Origin of the sequence: Stenotrophomonas sp. 169 (assembly GCF_014621775.1) — a bacterium.
Classification (GTDB): domain Bacteria; phylum Pseudomonadota; class Gammaproteobacteria; order Xanthomonadales; family Xanthomonadaceae; genus Stenotrophomonas.
Window position 1 is genome coordinate 1,246,211 of the sequence record NZ_CP061204.1, and the last position, 17,385, is coordinate 1,263,595.

The window sequence follows — 17,385 nt, forward strand, 5'->3', positions numbered from 1 at the left end:
CCCGCAGTCGTGCGGACGGATGCCGGGTAGCGCCGAGCCACGCTCGGCGAGCGCAGCGGCAAGGTCTACGTGCAGAAGCCGCCGAGCACGGCTCGGCGCTACCGGGGTGGTGTCTGTAGCGCCCAGCCACGCTCGGCGAGCGCAGCGGCAGGGTCTACGTGCAGAACAAGCGGTCGCTCAGGTCGAGGCGTTGCGCACTGCATCCGGTAATGGCGCGCTCTTGCCGGTCTGCGTATCCATCCACACCACCACCACGTTGCCATCCGAGTACAGGCGGGTTTCGTCCTGCTGGTCGACGATGCGATGGCCGATGGTGACGCTGCTGTTGCCCAGCCGCTCCACGAACAGTTCCACCAGGATGTCGTTCGGCCACACGAGCGGCAGCCGGTAGTTGACGTTGGTGGCGGCCACCACCGGCGCGATGCGGTCGGTCATCGCCACGCCTTCCACGCCCAGCATCCAGCGCACGCGCGCTTCTTCCAGGTACGAGATGTACTTGGCGTTGTTGACGTGGCCCATGCTGTCCATGTCGCGCCAGCGCACGCTGATCGGTATGCGGGCGAGGATCTTGTGCTCGTTGCTCATCAGGCGTCCTTCTTCTTGCGCGTCGCGGGGGTCTTGGTCGCGGCGGACTTGGTCGTGGTGCCGGTGCTCTTGGCGGCGGCAGCTTTCTTCTTCGGTTCCGGCTTCACCTTGCGCGGCGGGCGGGCATCCGGCTTGTTCGCCACGGCGGCCGGCTTGTCCGGACGCGCGCTGATCGAAGGCAGCATCTTCGCCAGGAACTGGCCGGTGTACGAGGTCGGGCAGGCTGCCACGTCTTCCGGCGTGCCGGTGACCAGGATCGTGCCACCGCGGTGGCCGCCTTCCGGGCCGAGATCGACGATCCAGTCGGCGGTCTTGATGACATCCAGATTGTGCTCGATCACCACCACCGTGTTGCCTTCGTCGCGCAGCTTGTGCAGCACGCCCAGCAGCGCTTCGATGTCGTGGAAATGCAGACCGGTGGTCGGCTCATCCAGGATGTACAGCGTGCGCCCGGTATCGCGGCGCGACAGTTCCTTGGACAGCTTCACGCGCTGTGCTTCACCACCGGACAGCGTGGTCGCGCTCTGCCCCAGCTTGATATAGCTCAGGCCCACGTCGACCAGGGTTTCCAGCTTGCGCGCGATGCTCGGCACCGGCTCGAACAGCTTCAGCGCATCTTCGACGGTCATCTGCAGCACGTCGTTGATGTTGTAGCCCTTGTACAGGATCTCCAGCGTCTCGCGGTTGTAGCGCTTGCCATGGCAGACATCGCACGGCACGTACACGTCCGGCAGGAAGTGCATTTCGACCTTGATCAGGCCATCGCCCTGGCAGGCTTCGCAGCGGCCACCGCGCACGTTGAAGCTGAAGCGGCCCGGCGAGTAACCGCGCGCACGCGATTCGGGTACCTGCGCGTACAGCTCGCGCAGGGGCGTGAACAGACCGGTGTACGTGGCCGGATTCGAGCGCGGGGTGCGGCCGATCGGCGACTGGTCGATGTCCACGACTTTGTCGAACAGGTCCAGCCCGTCGATTTCCTTGTACGGAGCGATGTCGTGCGATGCGCCGTTGATCTCGTTGGCGGCCAGCGAGAACAGCGTGTCGTTGATCAGCGTGGACTTGCCCGAGCCGGACACGCCGGTGATGCAGGTCATCAGGCCCGCCGGAATCGCCAGGTCGACGTTCTTCAGGTTGTTGCCGCTGGCGCCGCGCAGGTGCAGGGTCGTCTTCGGATTCGGCTTGTGCCGGCGTGCCGGGATCTCGATCCCGCGCTTGCCTGACAGGTACTGGCCGGTCAACGAACGGGGCGAATCCAGGATGTCCTGCAGGGTGCCCTGGCCGACGATCTCGCCACCGTGCACGCCCGCGCCCGGACCGATGTCCAGCACGTAGTCGGCCAGACGGATCGCATCTTCGTCATGCTCCACCACGATCACCGTGTTGCCCAGGTCACGCAGGCGGGTGAGGGTGCCAAGCAGGCGTTCGTTGTCGCGCTGGTGCAGGCCGATGGACGGCTCATCCAGCACGTACATCACACCGACCAGTCCCGCGCCGATCTGCGACGCCAGGCGGATGCGCTGGGCCTCACCACCGGACAGGGTATCGGCCTTGCGTTCCAGACTCAGGTAATCCAGGCCCACGTCCACCAAGAAGCCGAGGCGTTCACCGATTTCCTTGACGATCTTGCTGGCGATCTCGCCACGCCAGCCCGGCAGGCTCAGCGTGTTGAAGAACGTCAGCGCCTCGTCGATCGGCATCACCACCAGGTCCGGCAGCGGACGGTCGGCCACGAACACGTTGCGCGCGGCACGGTTCAGGCGGGCGCCCTTGCACTCCGGGCAGCTCTGCTCGCTGATGTACTTGCCCAGTTCTTCCTGCACCGCCGACGATTCGGTTTCCTTGTAGCGGCGTTCCAGGTTGGGAATGATGCCCTCGAAGCGGTGCTTGCGCTGGGTGCGCCCGCCCGCCTCGGTGAAGTAGGTGAAGCTGATGGTCTCATCGCCGCTGCCGTACAGCACGGCCTTCTGCACGTTGGCCGGCAGCGTGTTCCAGGCCGCATCCACATCGAACTTGTAGTGCTTGGCCAGCGAGGCGATCAGCTGGAAGTAGTACGCGTTGCGACGGTCCCAGCCGCGCACGGCGCCGGCCGACAGCGGCAGCTCCGGGTGCACGACCACGCGGGACGGATCGAAGAACTCGGCCATGCCCAGGCCATCGCAGCCGGGGCAGGCGCCCATGGGGGCATTGAACGAGAACAGGCGGGGCTCCAGCTCGGGCAGCGAGTAATCGCAGACCGGGCACGAGTACTTGGACGAGAACAGCGCGGGCGCCGCATCGGCTGCGTCCAGCGACTGCACCGACACCATGCCGTCACCGAGCTTCAGTGCGGTTTCAAAGCTTTCGGCCAGGCGCTGCTTGATGTCATCGCGCGGGCGGAACCGGTCGATCACCGCCTCGATGGTGTGCTTCTGGCGCAGCGCCAGCGGCGGCACTTCGTCCACCTCGTACAGCACGCCGTCCACGCGCACGCGGACGTAGCCCTGCGCACGCAGCTGGTCGAAGACCTGCGCATGCTCGCCCTTGCGGTCGCGGATCACCGGCGCCAGCAGCATGTAGCGCTGTTCCGGATCCAGCGTCAGCACGTGGTCGACCATCTGGCTGACGGTCTGTGCTTCCAGCGGGTAGCCGTGGTCCGGGCAGCGCGGGGTGCCGACGCGCGCGTACAGCAGTCGCAGGTAATCGTAGATTTCGGTGATGGTGCCGACGGTCGAACGCGGATTGTGCGAGGTCGACTTCTGTTCGATCGAGATGGCGGGGGACAGGCCTTCGATGTGGTCCAGGTCCGGCTTTTCCATCACGCTGAGGAACTGGCGGGCATAGGCCGACAGGGATTCGACGTAACGGCGCTGGCCCTCGGCGTAGATCGTATCGAACGCCAACGAGGACTTGCCCGAGCCGGACAGGCCGGTGATCACGATCAGCTTGTCACGCGGCAGATCGAGATCGATGTTCTTGAGGTTGTGCGTCCGCGCGCCGCGGATGCGGATGAAATCCATCGCCATGGGGGATCCGGTAGTGGGGACTTGGGCTGGGGCCCGGCCAGCAGGAAGGGCGTCGGGGACGGCAATCAAGCAGCCTACCGAGCAGACCAGATGGGGGCAATGGGCGACAATGCCAGCCGCCAGTCGCATGGGATGAGATTGCCAGTCAGGGTGATGAAGGCCTTGTGCCGCCTGCGTTTGCGTGGCGTGGGGCTGGGTTGACCGGGGCAGGGGGCTCGCGTACAATTCCGCTCCTGTTTGCCCTCGATGGCAACAGCCAATAGACCACAATAACTACAAAGGAAGTCTGGTCATGTACGCAGTACTGGTCACCGGCGGTAAGCAATACCGCGTCGCGCAGGGCGAAAAGCTCCGCGTGGAAAAGCTCGAAGTCGAAGTCGGCAGCGAGATCAAGTTTGACAACATCCTGCTGCTCGGCGACAGCGATGGCATCAAGATCGGCGACGCCCTGAGCGGCGCTTCGGTCACTGCCACCGTCCTGTCCCAGGGTCGTGCCGACAAGATCCGGATCATCAAGTTCCGTCGTCGTAAGCACCACATGAAGCGCCAGGGTCACCGTCAGTACTACACCGAAATCGAGATCACCGGCGTTGCCGGTGGCAGCAGCAAGTAAGGAGATAGGTCATGGCACATAAAAAAGGCGTAGGCTCTTCGCGCAACGGTCGCGACTCCAACCCGAAATACCTCGGCGTGAAGATCTTCGGTGGCCAGGCCATCGACGCTGGCAACATCATCGTGCGTCAGCGCGGCACCCAGTTCCATCCGGGTACCGGCGTCGGCCTCGGCCGTGACCACACCCTGTTCGCCCTGGTGAACGGCAAGGTGGAGTTCTCGGTCAAGGGTCCGAACAAGCGTCGTACCGTCAGCGTGGTGTCGGTCGAAGCCTGATCCAGGCCTGGCTGGCAGCCCATGCTGGTCATGGGTTCGCTGCAGAAGAGCCCCGCTTCGGCGGGGTTTTTCGTTGAATGAAGTACCCGGCCCACCGCCCAGGTGGCCGTGCTCCGGCTGCGCCGGCGCGCTAGAATCCCAAGGCGACGGCAGGCTGCCGCGCCCATCGTAGGCATCGAAAAATGAAACTGGTAGACGAAGCAGAAATTGAAGTGTTCGCCGGCAACGGCGGCAATGGCTGTATCGGCTTCCGTCGCGAGAAGTTCATCCCGCTCGGTGGCCCCGATGGTGGCGATGGCGGCGGCGGTGGCAGCGTGTGGATCCGCGCCGACGAAAACCTGAACACCCTGGTCGATTTCCGCCATGACCGCATCTTCAAGGCGCAGCGCGGCGAGAACGGCATGGGCCGCCAGGCCTATGGCAAGGGCGGCGAAGACCTGATCATCACCGTGCCGATCGGCACGACGGTGACCAACGTGGCCACCGACGAAGTGATCGGTGACATGACCACGCACGGCGATCGCCTGCTGGTGGCCAAGGGCGGCCGTGGCGGCCTGGGCAACATGCATTTCAAGAGCTCGACCAACCGCTCGCCGCGCCAGGCGCTGCCGGGCGAGCCGGGCGAAGAGCGTTCGTTGAAGCTGGAGCTGAAGCTGCTGGCCGACGTCGGTCTGCTGGGCTTCCCCAATGCCGGCAAGAGCACGCTGATCCGCGCGGTGTCGGCGGCAACGCCGAAGGTGGCCGATTACCCGTTCACCACGCTGTACCCGAACCTGGGTGTGGTGAAGGTGGAGAACTACCGCAGCTTCGTGATCGCCGATATCCCGGGCCTGATCGAAGGTGCGGCTGACGGTGCAGGCTTGGGTGCGCAGTTCCTGCGCCACCTGCAGCGCACTCGTCTGTTGCTGCATCTGGTGGACATTTCGCCGATGGAAGGCGGGGTGGAAATCTCGCCGGTGGAGCAGGTGCGTGCGATCGAGCGCGAGCTGGAACGTCACGATCCGGAGCTGCTGCAGAAGCCGCGCTGGCTGGTGCTGAACAAGGCCGACCTGATGTTCGAGGACGAGGCCAAGGCCGCGGCCGAGCAGATCATTGCGGATCTGGGCTGGAAGGAGCCGTGGTTCCTGGTGTCGGCGCTGGGTCGCGAGGGTACGTTCCCGGTGATGAGCAAGATCATGGCGTTCTTTGATCGCCAGAAGGAAGACGAGCAGCAGGCGCGTCACGCGGCTGGCGAGTAATCGTCTTCGTTTGGTTGGACGCGAAAAGCCCGGCTTCGGCCGGGTTTTTTGTTGGCTGTTGGTTGGCAGCGAACGGCGGAGCCCCTCGTGGTGGGTCGCGCGAAACGCCGGATTGCTGGGTTGGGGCCGGGCGGGAGGGGTTGGTGGGGGACGCGCACAAGTACGTCCATGTAGCGCTCGTTTCGCGCCATCCATGGCGCTCAACGCCCCCACCAACCCCTCCCGCCCGGCCCTGACAGTCCGCGCGCGGCCCGCCACGTAATGAAAAATGAAAAGCGGTAGCGCCGACCCATGGTCGGCGAGCGCAGCGGGCCGTTGGCGGAGACATTCCGCCGACCATGGGTCGGCGCTACCGCAGGCTCCCTTGACCCGTCGGGGGGAGAGAGCCTCTGAGTCAGCGTCGGCGCGCGCGTCCCGCCACGTAAGAAAGAATGAAAAGCGGTAGCGCCGACCCATGGTCGGCGAGCGCAGCGGGCCGTTGGCGGGAACATTCCGCCGACCATGGGTCGGCGTTACCGACCTGCTTTTCTTTTTCTTTTCCGTGGTGGGCCGCCGCAGAATTCCGGCAGGGCCGGGCGGTGGGGCTGGGTGGGGGCGTTGAGTGCCATGGATGGCACGAAACGAGGCCCGCAAGGACGCAGTTTTTGCCGTCCCCCGCCCAGCCCCACCGCCCGGCCCCAACCCGGGAACCCGACGCTTTACGCGACCCACCACGAGGGGCTTCGCCGTTCGCTGCCAAATCACAGGCAACAAAAAACCCGGCCGAAGCCGGGTTTCAAGCAGCAACCCACACCCTGAGGGTGCAGGTAGCTTCGCCGGATCAGGCGGCCTTGAGGGCCTTGATGCGGGCGGTCAGGCGGCTCTTGTGACGAGCTGCCTTGTTCTTGTGGATCAGACCACGCGCGCTGAAACGATCGAGGATCGGCTGGGCAACGGTGAAAGCGGCTTCGGCGCCGGCTGCATCGTTGTTATCCAGAGCCTTGATCACTTTCTTGACAGCGGTGCGCAGCATCGAGCGCTGAGCCACGTTGCGCGCGTTGCGCACGACGGTCTGCTTGGCGCGCTTCTTGGCGGACTTGATATTGGCCACGGTGGTGGTTTCCTGAAAAATCGGTGTTATGGGAACAGCAAGCTAGCTAGTATGATGACTCGAGAAATGTACGTCAAGTCGATTGTCAAGAGGATGTTTGAGTGAGTTCACCCAAGATGCTGCGGGGCCTGCTGTCGTTCAGCAGCATGACAATGGTTTCGCGGGTGTTGGGGCTCGTTCGGGACACCGTCATCACCACGACTTTTGGTACGAACGCCACGACGGACGCATTCTGGGTCGCCTTCAGGGTACCTAATTTCCTCCGCCGGTTGTTCGCCGAGGGCTCATTCGCCACCGCATTCGTGCCGGTGTTCACCGAGGTGAAAGAAACCCGCAGCCACGAAGAGCTGCGCGATCTGATGGCCCGGGTGGCTGGCACGCTCGCTGGCGTGTTGATGGTGGTGACCGCGCTGGCGCTGATCTTCGCGCCGCAGTTGGCCAGCCTGTTCGCCAGTGGCGCCGATACCGATCCGGCCAAACAAGGCCTGCTGGTGGACCTGTTCCGGCTGACGTTTCCGTTCCTGTTCTTCGTTTCGCTGACCGCGCTGGCGGGCGGGGCGCTCAACAGCTTCCAGAAGTTCGCGATGCCGGCACTGACCCCGGTCATCCTCAACCTGTGCATGATCGTCGGCGCCCTGTGGCTGGCCCCACGCATGGACGTGCCGATCCTCGCGCTGGGCTGGTCGGTGCTGGTGGCCGGCCTGCTGCAGCTGCTGTTCCAGTTGCCCTCGCTGAAGGGCATCAACCTGCTCACGCTGCCGCGCTGGGGCTGGCGCCATCCCGGCGTGCGCAAGGTGATGACGCTGATGATTCCGACGTTGTTCGGCTCGTCGGTGGCGCAGATCAACCTGCTGCTGGACACCGTCATCGCGGCCAAGCTGACCGATGGCTCGCAGTCCTGGCTGTCGCTGGCGGACCGCTTCCTGGAGCTGCCGCTGGGCGTGTTCGGCGTGGCGCTGGGGACGGTGATCCTGCCGGCACTGGCACGGCACCATGTCGGCACCGACCGCGCGGGGTTCTCCAATGCGCTGGACTGGGGCCTGCGCATGACCCTGCTGATCTCCATTCCGGCCATGCTGGGCCTGCTGCTGCTGGCCGAGCCGCTGATCGCCACCATCTTCCAGCACGGTGAGTTCACCGCCTTCGACACCCGCATGACCGCACTGGCGGTGTACGGCCTCAGCTTCGGCCTGCCAGCCTTCGCGCTGCTGAAGATCGTGCTGCCGGCCTTCTATGCGCGGCAGGACACGCGCACCCCGGTACGCGCCGGCATCGCCGCGCTGGTGGCCAACATGGTGTTCAACTTCGCCCTGTTGGCGGTGCTGTACCACGTGATGGTGCCGCAGGAGCTGCGCGCCCAAGGAGTGATGCAGGCGCTGGGGCAGCAGCCGGGCCTGCATCTGGCGCTGGGCATTGCCAGTGCGCTGTCCAGCTACCTGAATCTGGGGCTGCTCTGGTACTGGCTGGGCAAGACCGACGTGTACGAGCGCCGTCCGGGCTGGGCACGCTTCCTGGTCCGGCTGGGCGTTTCCTGTGCGGCCATGGTGGGCGTGCTGCTGGCCCTGCTGTACTGGCTGCCGGCGTTCTCGCCGATGGGCCTGTGGCAGCGGATCGGCGCGCTGTCGCTGCTGGTCGGGGCGGGCGGGGCGACCTATCTGGTGATGCAGCTGGCGCTGGGTCTGCGACCGCGCGACCTGCGCGGGCATTGATCGGCGGCCACGGCGGCTATACTTCATGGTTACCACAAAGGATCCAGCGGCCGGTGTCGGCCGCGAGCGGAGTTGATGACCAGCTTGTTTCGAAGCGTTGAGGGCGGGGCGTTGTTCCCGCACGGAAGCGTGGTCTGCATCGGTGCCTTCGACGGCCTGCATCTGGGCCACCGGGCGCTGGTGCGCCACGCCGTCGCCCGTGCGCGTGCGCTGGGCGTTGCCGCCGTGGCCGTGACCTTCGAGCCGCTACCGCGCGAGTTCTTCGCCCAGGGCACGCCGCTGCCGCGACTCACGCTGGCGCGCGGAAAGGTGCAGATGCTGCGCGAGCTGGGCGTGGATGCGGTCGGCCTGCTGCGTTTCGATGCCGCCATGGCCGCCATGCAGGCCGAAGACTTCGTGCAGCGGCTGCTGGTGCAGCGGTTGTCGGCGCGTGAGGTGTGGATCGGGCCGGAGTTCCAGTTCGGCAACCGCCGTCGCGGCAACCTGGCGCTGCTGCAGGAGATGGGGGCCACGCTCGGTTTCCAGGCCAATGAGATCGAAGCGGTGGACCTGCGCGGTGAGCGCATTTCCAGCACCCGCATCCGCCAGTTGCTGTTGGCCGGTGAGTTCGGCCACGCTGCCGACCTGCTCGGCCGGCCCTATGCCATCAGTGGGCGGGTCGTGCGCGGCCGCCAACTGGGCCGCACGCTGGGCTATCCCACGGCCAACCTGCGGTACCCGAAAACGCCTGCACTTTCGGGCATCTATGCCACCCTGGTGCACGGCGTGTTCGAGCAGCCGTGGCCGTCGGTCTCCAGCTTCGGCACCCGTCCCACCGTGGACGGCGTGGAGCCGCTGCTGGAAGCACACCTTTTCGATTTCCAGGGCGACCTGTACGGTCGGCATATCAACGTCGAGTTCGTGGCCAAGCTGCGCGACGAAGTGAAGTTCAATGATCTGGCGGCACTGACCGACCAGATGCACCGCGACGCCGAGCAGGCGCGCGCCCTCCTTTCCGAACATAGATTGCGAGCCACTGCGTGAGCCAGGATTACAAAGCCACCCTCCATCTGCCGGCCACCGAATTCCCGATGCGCGGCGACCTGCCCAAGCGCGAGCCGGGCATTCTGGCGCGCTGGGAAGAGCAGGGGCTCTACGCGCAGCTGCGCGAGAACGCCGCCGGCCGCCCGCTGTTCGTGCTGCATGACGGTCCGCCGTATGCCAACGGCCGCATCCATCTGGGCCATGCGGTCAACAAGATCCTGAAGGACATCATCGTCAAGTCGCGCTACCTGGCCGGCTTCGATGCGCCCTACGTACCCGGCTGGGACTGCCACGGCCTGCCGATCGAGATCGCGGTCGAAAAGAAGTGGGGCAAGGTCGGTGTGAAGCTCGACGCCGTCGAATTCCGGCAGAAGTGCCGCGAGTTCGCCGAAGAGCAGATCGAGATCCAGCGCGCCGACTTCAAGCGCCTGGGCGTGACCGGCGACTGGGACAACCCGTACAAGACGCTGAGCTTCGAGTTCGAAGCCAACGAGATCCGCGCCCTGTCCAAGATCGTGGCCAACGGCCACGTGATGCGCGGTGCCAAGCCGGTGCACTGGTGCTTCGACTGCGGCTCGGCACTGGCCGAGGCGGAAATCGAGTACCAGGACAAGGTCTCGCCGACGGTGGACGTGGCCTATACGGCGCGTGATTCCAAGGCGCTGGCCGCGGTGTTCGGCGTGGAGCTGCGCGAAGGCGTGGAAGTGGCGGTGCCGATCTGGACCACCACCCCGTGGACCCTGCCGGCCTCGCTGGCCGTGTCGCTGGGTGCGGCCATCGAGTATTCGCTCGTCGAAGGTCCGGCCCACAACGGCGGCCGTCGCTGGCTGGTTCTGGCCACCGCGTTGGCGGGTCGTTCGCTGGCGCGTTACGGCGTGCAGGACGTGGTAAGCCACGGCCATGCCAACGGCGCGGCGCTGGAAAACCTGCTGCTGGCCCACCCGTTCTATGCCGAGCGCGATATCCCGCTGCTCAACGGCGAGCACGTGTCCGACGAAGACGGCACTGGTGCAGTGCATACCGCCCCCGGCCACGGCCAGGAGGATTACGCGGTATGCCAGCAGTACGGCCTGCTGGATCGCTACCACGCCGGTGAAATCACTCCGATCGACGGTGCGGGCGTTTACCTGCCATCGACCCCACCGGCGGGCGATGTCGTGCTGGCCGGCGTGCACCTGTGGAAGGCGCAGCCGCTGATCATCGACGTGCTGCGCGCGTCCGGCGCGCTGCTGGCGTTCGCCGAGATCACCCACAGCTACCCGCATTGCTGGCGCCACAAGAAGCCGGTGGTGTTCCGCGCGACGCCGCAGTGGTTCATCTCCATGGAGAAGGCGCGGCTGCGCGAGGATGCGCTGACCGCCATCGACAACGTGGGCTGGTTCCCGGCCTGGGGCAAGGCGCGCATCCAGAGCATGGTCGACGGTCGCCCGGACTGGTGCATCAGCCGCCAGCGTACCTGGGGCGTGCCGATCGCCCTGTTCACCCACCGCATCACCGGTGAGATGCATCCGCGCAGTGTCGAGCTGATGCAGGCCGTCGCCGACCGCGTGCAGGCCGAAGGCATCGACGTGTGGTATTCGCTGGATGCCGCCGAACTGCTGGGCGCTGAAGCGGCCGATTACGAGAAGGTCACCGACATCCTGGATGTCTGGTTCGACTCCGGCGTCACCCACGAAGGCGTGTTGCTGGCACGTGGCTTCGGCAAGCCGGCTGACCTGTACCTGGAAGGCTCCGACCAGCACCGCGGCTGGTTCCAGTCCTCGCTGCTGACCGGCGTCGCCATCGATCGGCACGCACCGTACAAGCAGTGCCTGACCCATGGCTTCACCGTGGACGAGCACGGCCGCAAGATGTCCAAGTCGCTGGGCAACGGCATCGAGCCGCAGGACATCATGAAGAACCTGGGCGCGGACATCCTGCGCCTGTGGATCGCATCGGCCGACTACAGCAACGAAATGTCGCTGTCGCAGGAAATCCTCAAGCGCAACGCCGATGCGTATCGCCGCCTGCGCAACACTGCGCGCTTCCTGCTGGCGAACCTGGACGGTTTCGATCCGGCCGTGCATCTGCGCCCGCTGAACGACATGGTCGCCCTGGACCGCTGGATCGTGCATCGCGCGTTCGAGCTGCAGGAGAAGATCAAGGCGGCCTACGAGCGCTACGACATGGCCGAGATCGTCCAGCTGCTGCTGAACTTCTGCAGCGTGGACCTGGGCTCGTTGTATCTGGACGTGACCAAGGACCGCCTGTACACCATGGCGGAAGACTCGCGCGGCCGTCGTTCGGCGCAGAGCGCGATGTATCACATCGCCGAAGCGTTCACCCGCTGGGTGGCACCGATACTGACCTTCACCTCCGACGAGCTGTGGGGCTATCTGCCGGGCAAGCGCAGCGCACACGTGCTGTTCGATACCTGGTACGAAGGGCTGGCCCCGTTGCCGGCCGATGCCGAGCTGACCGCTGCCGATTTCGACCAGCTGTTGGCCCTGCGCGAGCAGGTGTCCAAGGTGCTGGAACCGATGCGTGCCAACGGCGCCATCGGTGCCGCGCTGGAAGCGGAAATCACCGTCGCCGCCAGTGAAGAGCAGGCCGCGCGCTGGCAGCCGCTGGCCGAGGAACTGCGCTTCCTGCTGATCAGCGGTGACGTGCAGGTGCGCCCGGCCACCACCGACGAAGTGTTCGTCAGTGCGCAGCCGACCAGCAAGACCAAATGCGCACGCTGCTGGCACTTCCGCAGCGACGTGGGCAGCGTGCCCGAGCATCCGGAGATCTGCGGCCGCTGTGCCGACAACATCGACGGTGCCGGCGAAGATCGGCGGTGGTTCTGATGACCGCCGTCCGTCCGCGCCCGAACGCGCTCATCTGGCTGCTGCTGTCGGCGGTGGTCATCGTGCTGGACCAGTGGAGCAAGGCCTGGGTGCTGTCCAGCCTGCCCGAGTACCAGGCGGTGCCGGTCATCGATGGCTTCTGGAACTGGTTCCGCACCTACAACACCGGCGCGGCGTTCAGCTTCCTCAGCGACGCCGGTGGCTGGCAGAAGTACTTCTTCACCGTGCTGGCGATCGCCATCAGCGGCCTGATGGCGTGGTGGCTGTATGGCACCGCCCGCAGCAACTGGCGCAGCGCACTGCCGTTCGCGCTGGTGATCGGCGGGGCCATCGGCAACGTCATCGATCGCCAGGTGCATGGCCACGTGGTGGATTTCATCCAGTGGTACGTCGGTGACCATTACTGGCCGTCGTTCAATATCGCCGATGCGGCGATCGTGGTCGGCGCCATCGGTATCGCAGTGTTCGGCCTGTTCGAGGGCAAGCCGAGCAAAAAAGCGGATAATACGACCCCGTAACCCCCAGCCGGCTGACGCCGGGAGACGTTGATAGATGGATGTTCTGCTCGCCAATCCGCGTGGTTTCTGTGCAGGTGTCGATCGCGCGATCGAGATCGTCAAGCGCGCGATCGAAACGCTCGGCGCGCCCATCTACGTGCGCCACGAAGTGGTGCACAACCGTTTCGTCGTGGACGATCTGAAAAGCCGTGGCGCCATCTTCGTCGAGGAACTGGACGAAGTGCCGGACAACAACACGGTGATCTTCAGTGCGCACGGTGTGTCCCAGGCCGTGCGTGCCGAGGCGGACCGTCGCGGGCTGAAGGTCTTCGATGCCACCTGCCCGCTGGTGACCAAGGTGCACTTCGAAGTGGCCCGCCACTGCCGTGCCGGCCGTGACGTGGTGCTGATCGGCCACGCCGGTCACCCGGAAGTGGAAGGCACCATGGGCCAATGGAACCGTGAAGCCGGCACCGGCCAGATCTATCTGGTGGAAGACGTGGAGCAGGTGTCCACCCTGGTGCTGGACCAGCCGGAAAATTTTGCCTATACCACCCAGACCACGCTGTCGGTGGATGACACGCGCGGCATCATCGAGGCCCTGCGCGCCAAATTCCCGGCCATGCAGGGCCCGAAGAACGACGACATCTGCTACGCCACGCAGAACCGCCAGGACGCCGTGCGCGACCTGGCCAAGCGCTGCGACCTGGTGCTGGTGGTGGGCTCGCCGAACAGCTCCAACTCCAACCGGCTGAGCGAGCTGGCCCGTCGCGAAGGCGTGGAGTCGTACCTGATCGACGGCGCACACGAGATCGACCCGGCGTGGGTGCTCGGCAAGCAGCACATCGGCGTCACCGCCGGCGCGTCCGCCCCGCAGGTGCTGGTGGACGGCGTGCTCGCCCGCCTGCGCGAACTGGGTGCCGACGGCATCGGCGAACTGGACGGCGAACCCGAATCGATGGTCTTCGCCCTGCCGAAAGAACTGCGCCTGCGCCTGGTCGACTGACCCACGTCCGCCACCGCCGGACGTGACCCCATAACGCGCGACGTAATCCGCCACCGGGCGATGCTCTTCGGTAGCGCCGACCCATGGTCGGCGAGCGCAGCGGCGCTTTTGCCGTCGCTTTCGCCCTTCACGCCCCACCGCGCACCGCGCTCGCCGAGCACGGCTCGGCGCTACCGCTGACGTCCTTCTTACGCACCCACTTTGCCCAATCCGGCCACCCGCCCATCCATGACCTTTGGCCATGGGGCAGGGCACGCCCACAGGCCTAGCATCAAGCATCCCCGCCTGCTGGAACCGCCCCATGACACCCCGTGCGCTGGCCCTGTCCGTCCTGCTTTCCCTGGCGGCCACGCCCGCCTTTGCCCAGCCTGCGCCCGCGGCCCCCATCGCCGCCCCCGGCATGCTGCGCATCGACGTCGACGCACGCGACCTGGACCGGCGCATCTTCAAGGTCACCGCCACCGTTCCGGCCAAGCCCGGCCCGCTGACGCTGCTGTACCCGCAGTGGCTGCCCGGCAACCATTCGCCCAGCGGCCCCATCGACAAGCTCGCCGGCCTGCAGATCACCGCCAACGGGCAGCCACTGAAATGGCAGCGTGACCAGTACAACGTCTACGCGTTCAAGGTTGACGTGCCCGCAGGCGCCAGTGAAGTCGTTGCTCACTTCAATTACCTGTCATCGCAGGGCGGCAGTCAGGGCCGCGTCGTGATGACGCCGGAAATGCTCAACCTGCAGTGGAACGCGAACTCGCTGTATCCCGCAGGCGTGAACATCCAAGGCCTGCAGGCGCAGACCACCGTCACCCTGCCGCCGGGTTGGTCCTACGCCACCGCGCTGGACACCGAGCGCCGCGACGGCGATACCGTAGTGTTCAAGCCGATCAGCTACGACCATCTGGTGGACTCACCGCTGTATGCCGGCGCGCACTTCCAGCGCTTTGATCTGGATCCCGGCGCGAAGCAGCCGGTGCATCTCAACGTCTTCGCTGACGACGCCAAGTCACTCAACGCCAGCGAAAAGCAGCTCAACGCACACCGCGCCCTGGTCCAGCAGATGGACAAACTCTACGGTGCGCGCCACTTCAACCATTACGAGTTCCTGCTGGCGCTGACCGACAAGCTTGGCGGCATCGGGCTGGAACATCACCGCTCCAGCGAAAACAGCGCCGACGTCGGCTACTTCACCGAGTGGGACAAGAATTGGTGGGCACGTGATCTGCTGCCGCACGAATACAACCACTCGTGGAACGGCAAATACCGCCGCGGTGCAGACCTGGCAACCGCCGACTTCAATACCCCGATGGGCGACAGCCTGCTGTGGGTGTACGAAGGGCAGACGCAGTTCTGGGGCCAGGTGCTGGCGGCGCGCTCCGGTTTGTGGAGCACCGACCAGGCGCGCGACATGCTGGCCAACGTGGCGGCGACGTTTGATCGGGGTCGTCCCGGATTGGCGTGGCGCCCCTTGCAGGACACCACCAACGATCCGACCATCGCACAGCGCCGCACACTGGCCTACCGCAATTACCAGATGAGCGAGGACTACTACTCCGGCGGTCAGATGCTATGGCTGGAAGTAGACGGCAAGCTGCGTGCGCTGAGCGGCGGCAAGCGCGGCCTGGACGACTTCGCCAAGGCGTTCTTCGGCATGGACAACGGCAACTGGGACGTCAACCCGTACACCTTCAATGACGTGGTGGCCACGCTCAACGGCATCGCCCCCAATGACTGGGCGAGCTTCCTGCGCGAGCGCCTGGACGGGCATGGATCGTTGATTGGCGGCTTGGAAATGGCCGGCTGGAAACTCGTCTACCGCGATACGCCGAACGACGCCTTCAAAGCACAGGAAACCCGCGCCAAGGCCGCGCTGCTGACGTATTCCATCGGCGCCACCGTCACCGATGCCGGCGTGGTCGGCGATGTGGTGTGGGACAGCCCCGCGTTCAACGCAGGCTTGGCCCCGGGCATGACCGTGATCGCAGTAAACGGGCGCGAGTACAAAAGCGAGCGACTGAAGGACGCGGTGGCCGGATCCAAGGATCAGAAGGCACCGATCACCCTGCTGGTGAAGAACTTTGATCGCGTGATGCCGATCAGCATCGATTACCACGGCGGCGCGCTGTACCCGGCGCTGGAGCGCATCCCCGGCACCCGCGATGGGCTGGCTGCGCTCTGGAAGGCCCGCTGATCCGGCGCCCTACTTGTTGATCCCGCGCCCCAACCCCCGCGCCGGAAATGCCGGCGCGAGGCACGCACCCCCGCACCCGCGGCTCCGCGTGCCCTGAACGCACCTGCGCCCGGCACGTCGACCTCACGCGGCCCCGTGCGCACACCCGGTAGCGCCGAGCCATGCTCGGCGGAAGCCTTCCCCCCATCCCGAACGCCGACGGTACTGCCCTCAGATACTCCGATGCCCAGCGACACCGGCACCGGCCATCTACATCAGGACCGCACCTTGCGCCACTCACAACCACGCGCTACGTTCCTTCGGCACACATGAGGGCTGCCGCAACCCGGTTGCGCTTGAAGCTGATCCACCCGCAGGAGCGAGGCACCAAATGCAAAGGAAGGCAGGAATCGCAGGATGCGTAGTGCTCGTAGCCGCCATCGCTACAACGCTCTGGCTGTGGCGTGGAAACTCGGATGACGTAAGGCCACAATCAAGCCCTCAGGCAGCCGCCTTCAGCAATGCGCCAGCCCGGCCCAGCCCAGTGCCGTCGCCCGCAACGACCCAGCACCTGCAAGCAGCCCGATTTCCGGCCTACGATCCGTCCATGCGAATGGCAGTGGGCCTGAAGGCCTACAGCATCCAGCGGGAGACGGCATGGCGAGCCCCCGGCGATGCACGGCAGCAGGTGCTGGCGCTGAAGCGGCAATCAGATGCAGGCGAGGGCTTGGCCAGCTACGAAATTGAATTGATCGTGCGGGACTGCAGAAACCTGATCAACGGCAATCCGGAGGAAGCCTGGCAGGCCCTGCAACGCGCGGGCATGCGTCCCGATCCCAATCACCTGAGCAGACTGGAGATCGGTCTGGGCGAGTGCTCGGCATTGAGCCAGGATCCCACGCTTTACGACGCGCCGTGGCTGGCGCGTGCAGCGGAACAGGGCTCGGTAGAGGCGCAGTTGCTCTACAGCATCGACATCGAAGCGGTGATCGGGCCCGCATCGACCTTGACCGGGCGCGATGATGAACTGCAGGCGTGGAGGGAGACCTCGCTCCGCTATCTGCACTCCCTCGCCGACGGCGGCAACGTCGACGCACTTTCTGCACTGGCGAGTGTTTACGACAACGGCTTCAACGTCGCCCGCGATCCAGTCGCCGTGCACGCTTATCGCCAAGTCCTCAGCCGCCTCGATCCGCGGTACATCGACGAAACCACGCTGGCGCGCGAACGGCGGGCACTGGCCCCGGAGCAGCAGCGGAAGGCAGCCGATCAAGCCGATGCAATCTACAAACGATGTTGCTCCCTATAGGCGAAGGCCCCGCACCCTTGCATCGCCAAGCCATGCGCGGCGAGCC

At 65.6% G+C, this 17,385-nt stretch carries 13 protein-coding genes; 10 read left to right on the forward strand and 3 right to left on the reverse strand.

The annotated features are described in order from the left end of the window. Window positions 1–177 precede the first annotated feature (177 nt). Both ICJ04_RS05300 and uvrA read right to left on the reverse strand, forming a co-directional pair. Entirely contained in the window at window positions 178–585 is a 408-nt protein-coding gene (locus tag ICJ04_RS05300; RefSeq protein WP_188326507.1) for a thioesterase family protein, read from the reverse strand. Continuing rightward, window positions 585–3,587, reverse strand: coding sequence for an excinuclease ABC subunit UvrA (gene uvrA / locus ICJ04_RS05305; RefSeq protein ID WP_188326508.1), 3,003 nt, complete (start codon window positions 3,585–3,587; stop codon window positions 585–587). Before uvrA ends, ICJ04_RS05300 begins: the two co-directional genes overlap by 1 nt. A gap of 292 nt (window positions 3,588–3,879) precedes the next feature. Here uvrA and rplU point away from each other — a divergent pair, with 292 nt between their 5' ends. The 3 genes from rplU (at window position 3,880) to cgtA (ending at window position 5,713) form a co-directional block, all read left to right on the forward strand. After that, window positions 3,880–4,200: a 50S ribosomal protein L21 gene (gene rplU, locus ICJ04_RS05310; protein ID WP_188326509.1), complete on the forward strand. Its 321-nt coding sequence runs from the start codon at window positions 3,880–3,882 to the stop codon at window positions 4,198–4,200. 11 nt (window positions 4,201–4,211) lie between these two features. After that, on the forward strand, window positions 4,212–4,475 hold the full coding sequence (gene rpmA, locus ICJ04_RS05315; RefSeq protein WP_188326510.1) for a 50S ribosomal protein L27: 264 nt from the start codon (window positions 4,212–4,214) through the stop codon (window positions 4,473–4,475). Window positions 4,476–4,657: 182 nt separating this feature from the next. Beyond that, a complete protein-coding gene (cgtA, locus tag ICJ04_RS05320) occupies window positions 4,658–5,713 on the forward strand; it encodes an Obg family GTPase CgtA (protein WP_188326511.1) in 1,056 nt (351 codons plus the stop codon). A gap of 820 nt (window positions 5,714–6,533) precedes the next feature. Here cgtA and rpsT read toward each other — a convergent pair. Continuing rightward, window positions 6,534–6,803 (reverse strand): 30S ribosomal protein S20, encoded by a 270-nt coding sequence (gene rpsT / locus ICJ04_RS05325; RefSeq protein ID WP_042614258.1) that lies wholly within the window; start codon window positions 6,801–6,803, stop codon window positions 6,534–6,536. A 116-nt stretch (window positions 6,804–6,919) separates the two neighbouring features. Between rpsT and murJ the strand changes: the two genes are divergently transcribed. The 7 genes from murJ (at window position 6,920) to ICJ04_RS05360 (ending at window position 17,339) form a co-directional block, all read left to right on the forward strand. Continuing rightward, window positions 6,920–8,512 carry a murein biosynthesis integral membrane protein MurJ gene (gene murJ / locus ICJ04_RS05330; protein ID WP_188327205.1) on the forward strand — a complete coding sequence of 531 codons (1,593 nt, stop codon included), beginning with the start codon at window positions 6,920–6,922 and terminating at the stop codon, window positions 8,510–8,512. Window positions 8,513–8,587: 75 nt separating this feature from the next. After that, complete coding sequence (locus ICJ04_RS05335) at window positions 8,588–9,535, forward strand: bifunctional riboflavin kinase/FAD synthetase (RefSeq protein WP_188326512.1); 948 nt, start codon at window positions 8,588–8,590, stop codon at window positions 9,533–9,535. After that, window positions 9,532–12,363, forward strand: a complete 2,832-nt coding sequence (gene ileS / locus ICJ04_RS05340; protein ID WP_188326513.1) for an isoleucine--tRNA ligase — start codon at window positions 9,532–9,534, stop codon at window positions 12,361–12,363. Before ICJ04_RS05335 ends, ileS begins: the two co-directional genes overlap by 4 nt. Continuing rightward, a complete protein-coding gene (lspA, locus tag ICJ04_RS05345) occupies window positions 12,363–12,881 on the forward strand; it encodes a signal peptidase II (protein WP_188326514.1) in 519 nt (172 codons plus the stop codon). Before ileS ends, lspA begins: the two co-directional genes overlap by 1 nt. Before the next feature lie 34 nt (window positions 12,882–12,915). Continuing rightward, window positions 12,916–13,866: a 4-hydroxy-3-methylbut-2-enyl diphosphate reductase gene (ispH, locus tag ICJ04_RS05350; RefSeq protein WP_188326515.1), complete on the forward strand. Its 951-nt coding sequence runs from the start codon at window positions 12,916–12,918 to the stop codon at window positions 13,864–13,866. A 301-nt stretch (window positions 13,867–14,167) separates the two neighbouring features. Then, the gene (locus ICJ04_RS05355; RefSeq protein WP_188326516.1) at window positions 14,168–16,051 is read left to right on the forward strand and encodes a M61 family metallopeptidase; all 1,884 of its coding nucleotides are present in this window, start codon (window positions 14,168–14,170) and stop codon (window positions 16,049–16,051) included. A 403-nt stretch (window positions 16,052–16,454) separates the two neighbouring features. After that, window positions 16,455–17,339: a hypothetical protein gene (locus ICJ04_RS05360; protein WP_188326517.1), complete on the forward strand. Its 885-nt coding sequence runs from the start codon at window positions 16,455–16,457 to the stop codon at window positions 17,337–17,339. The last annotated feature ends 46 nt before the right edge of the window (window positions 17,340–17,385 follow it).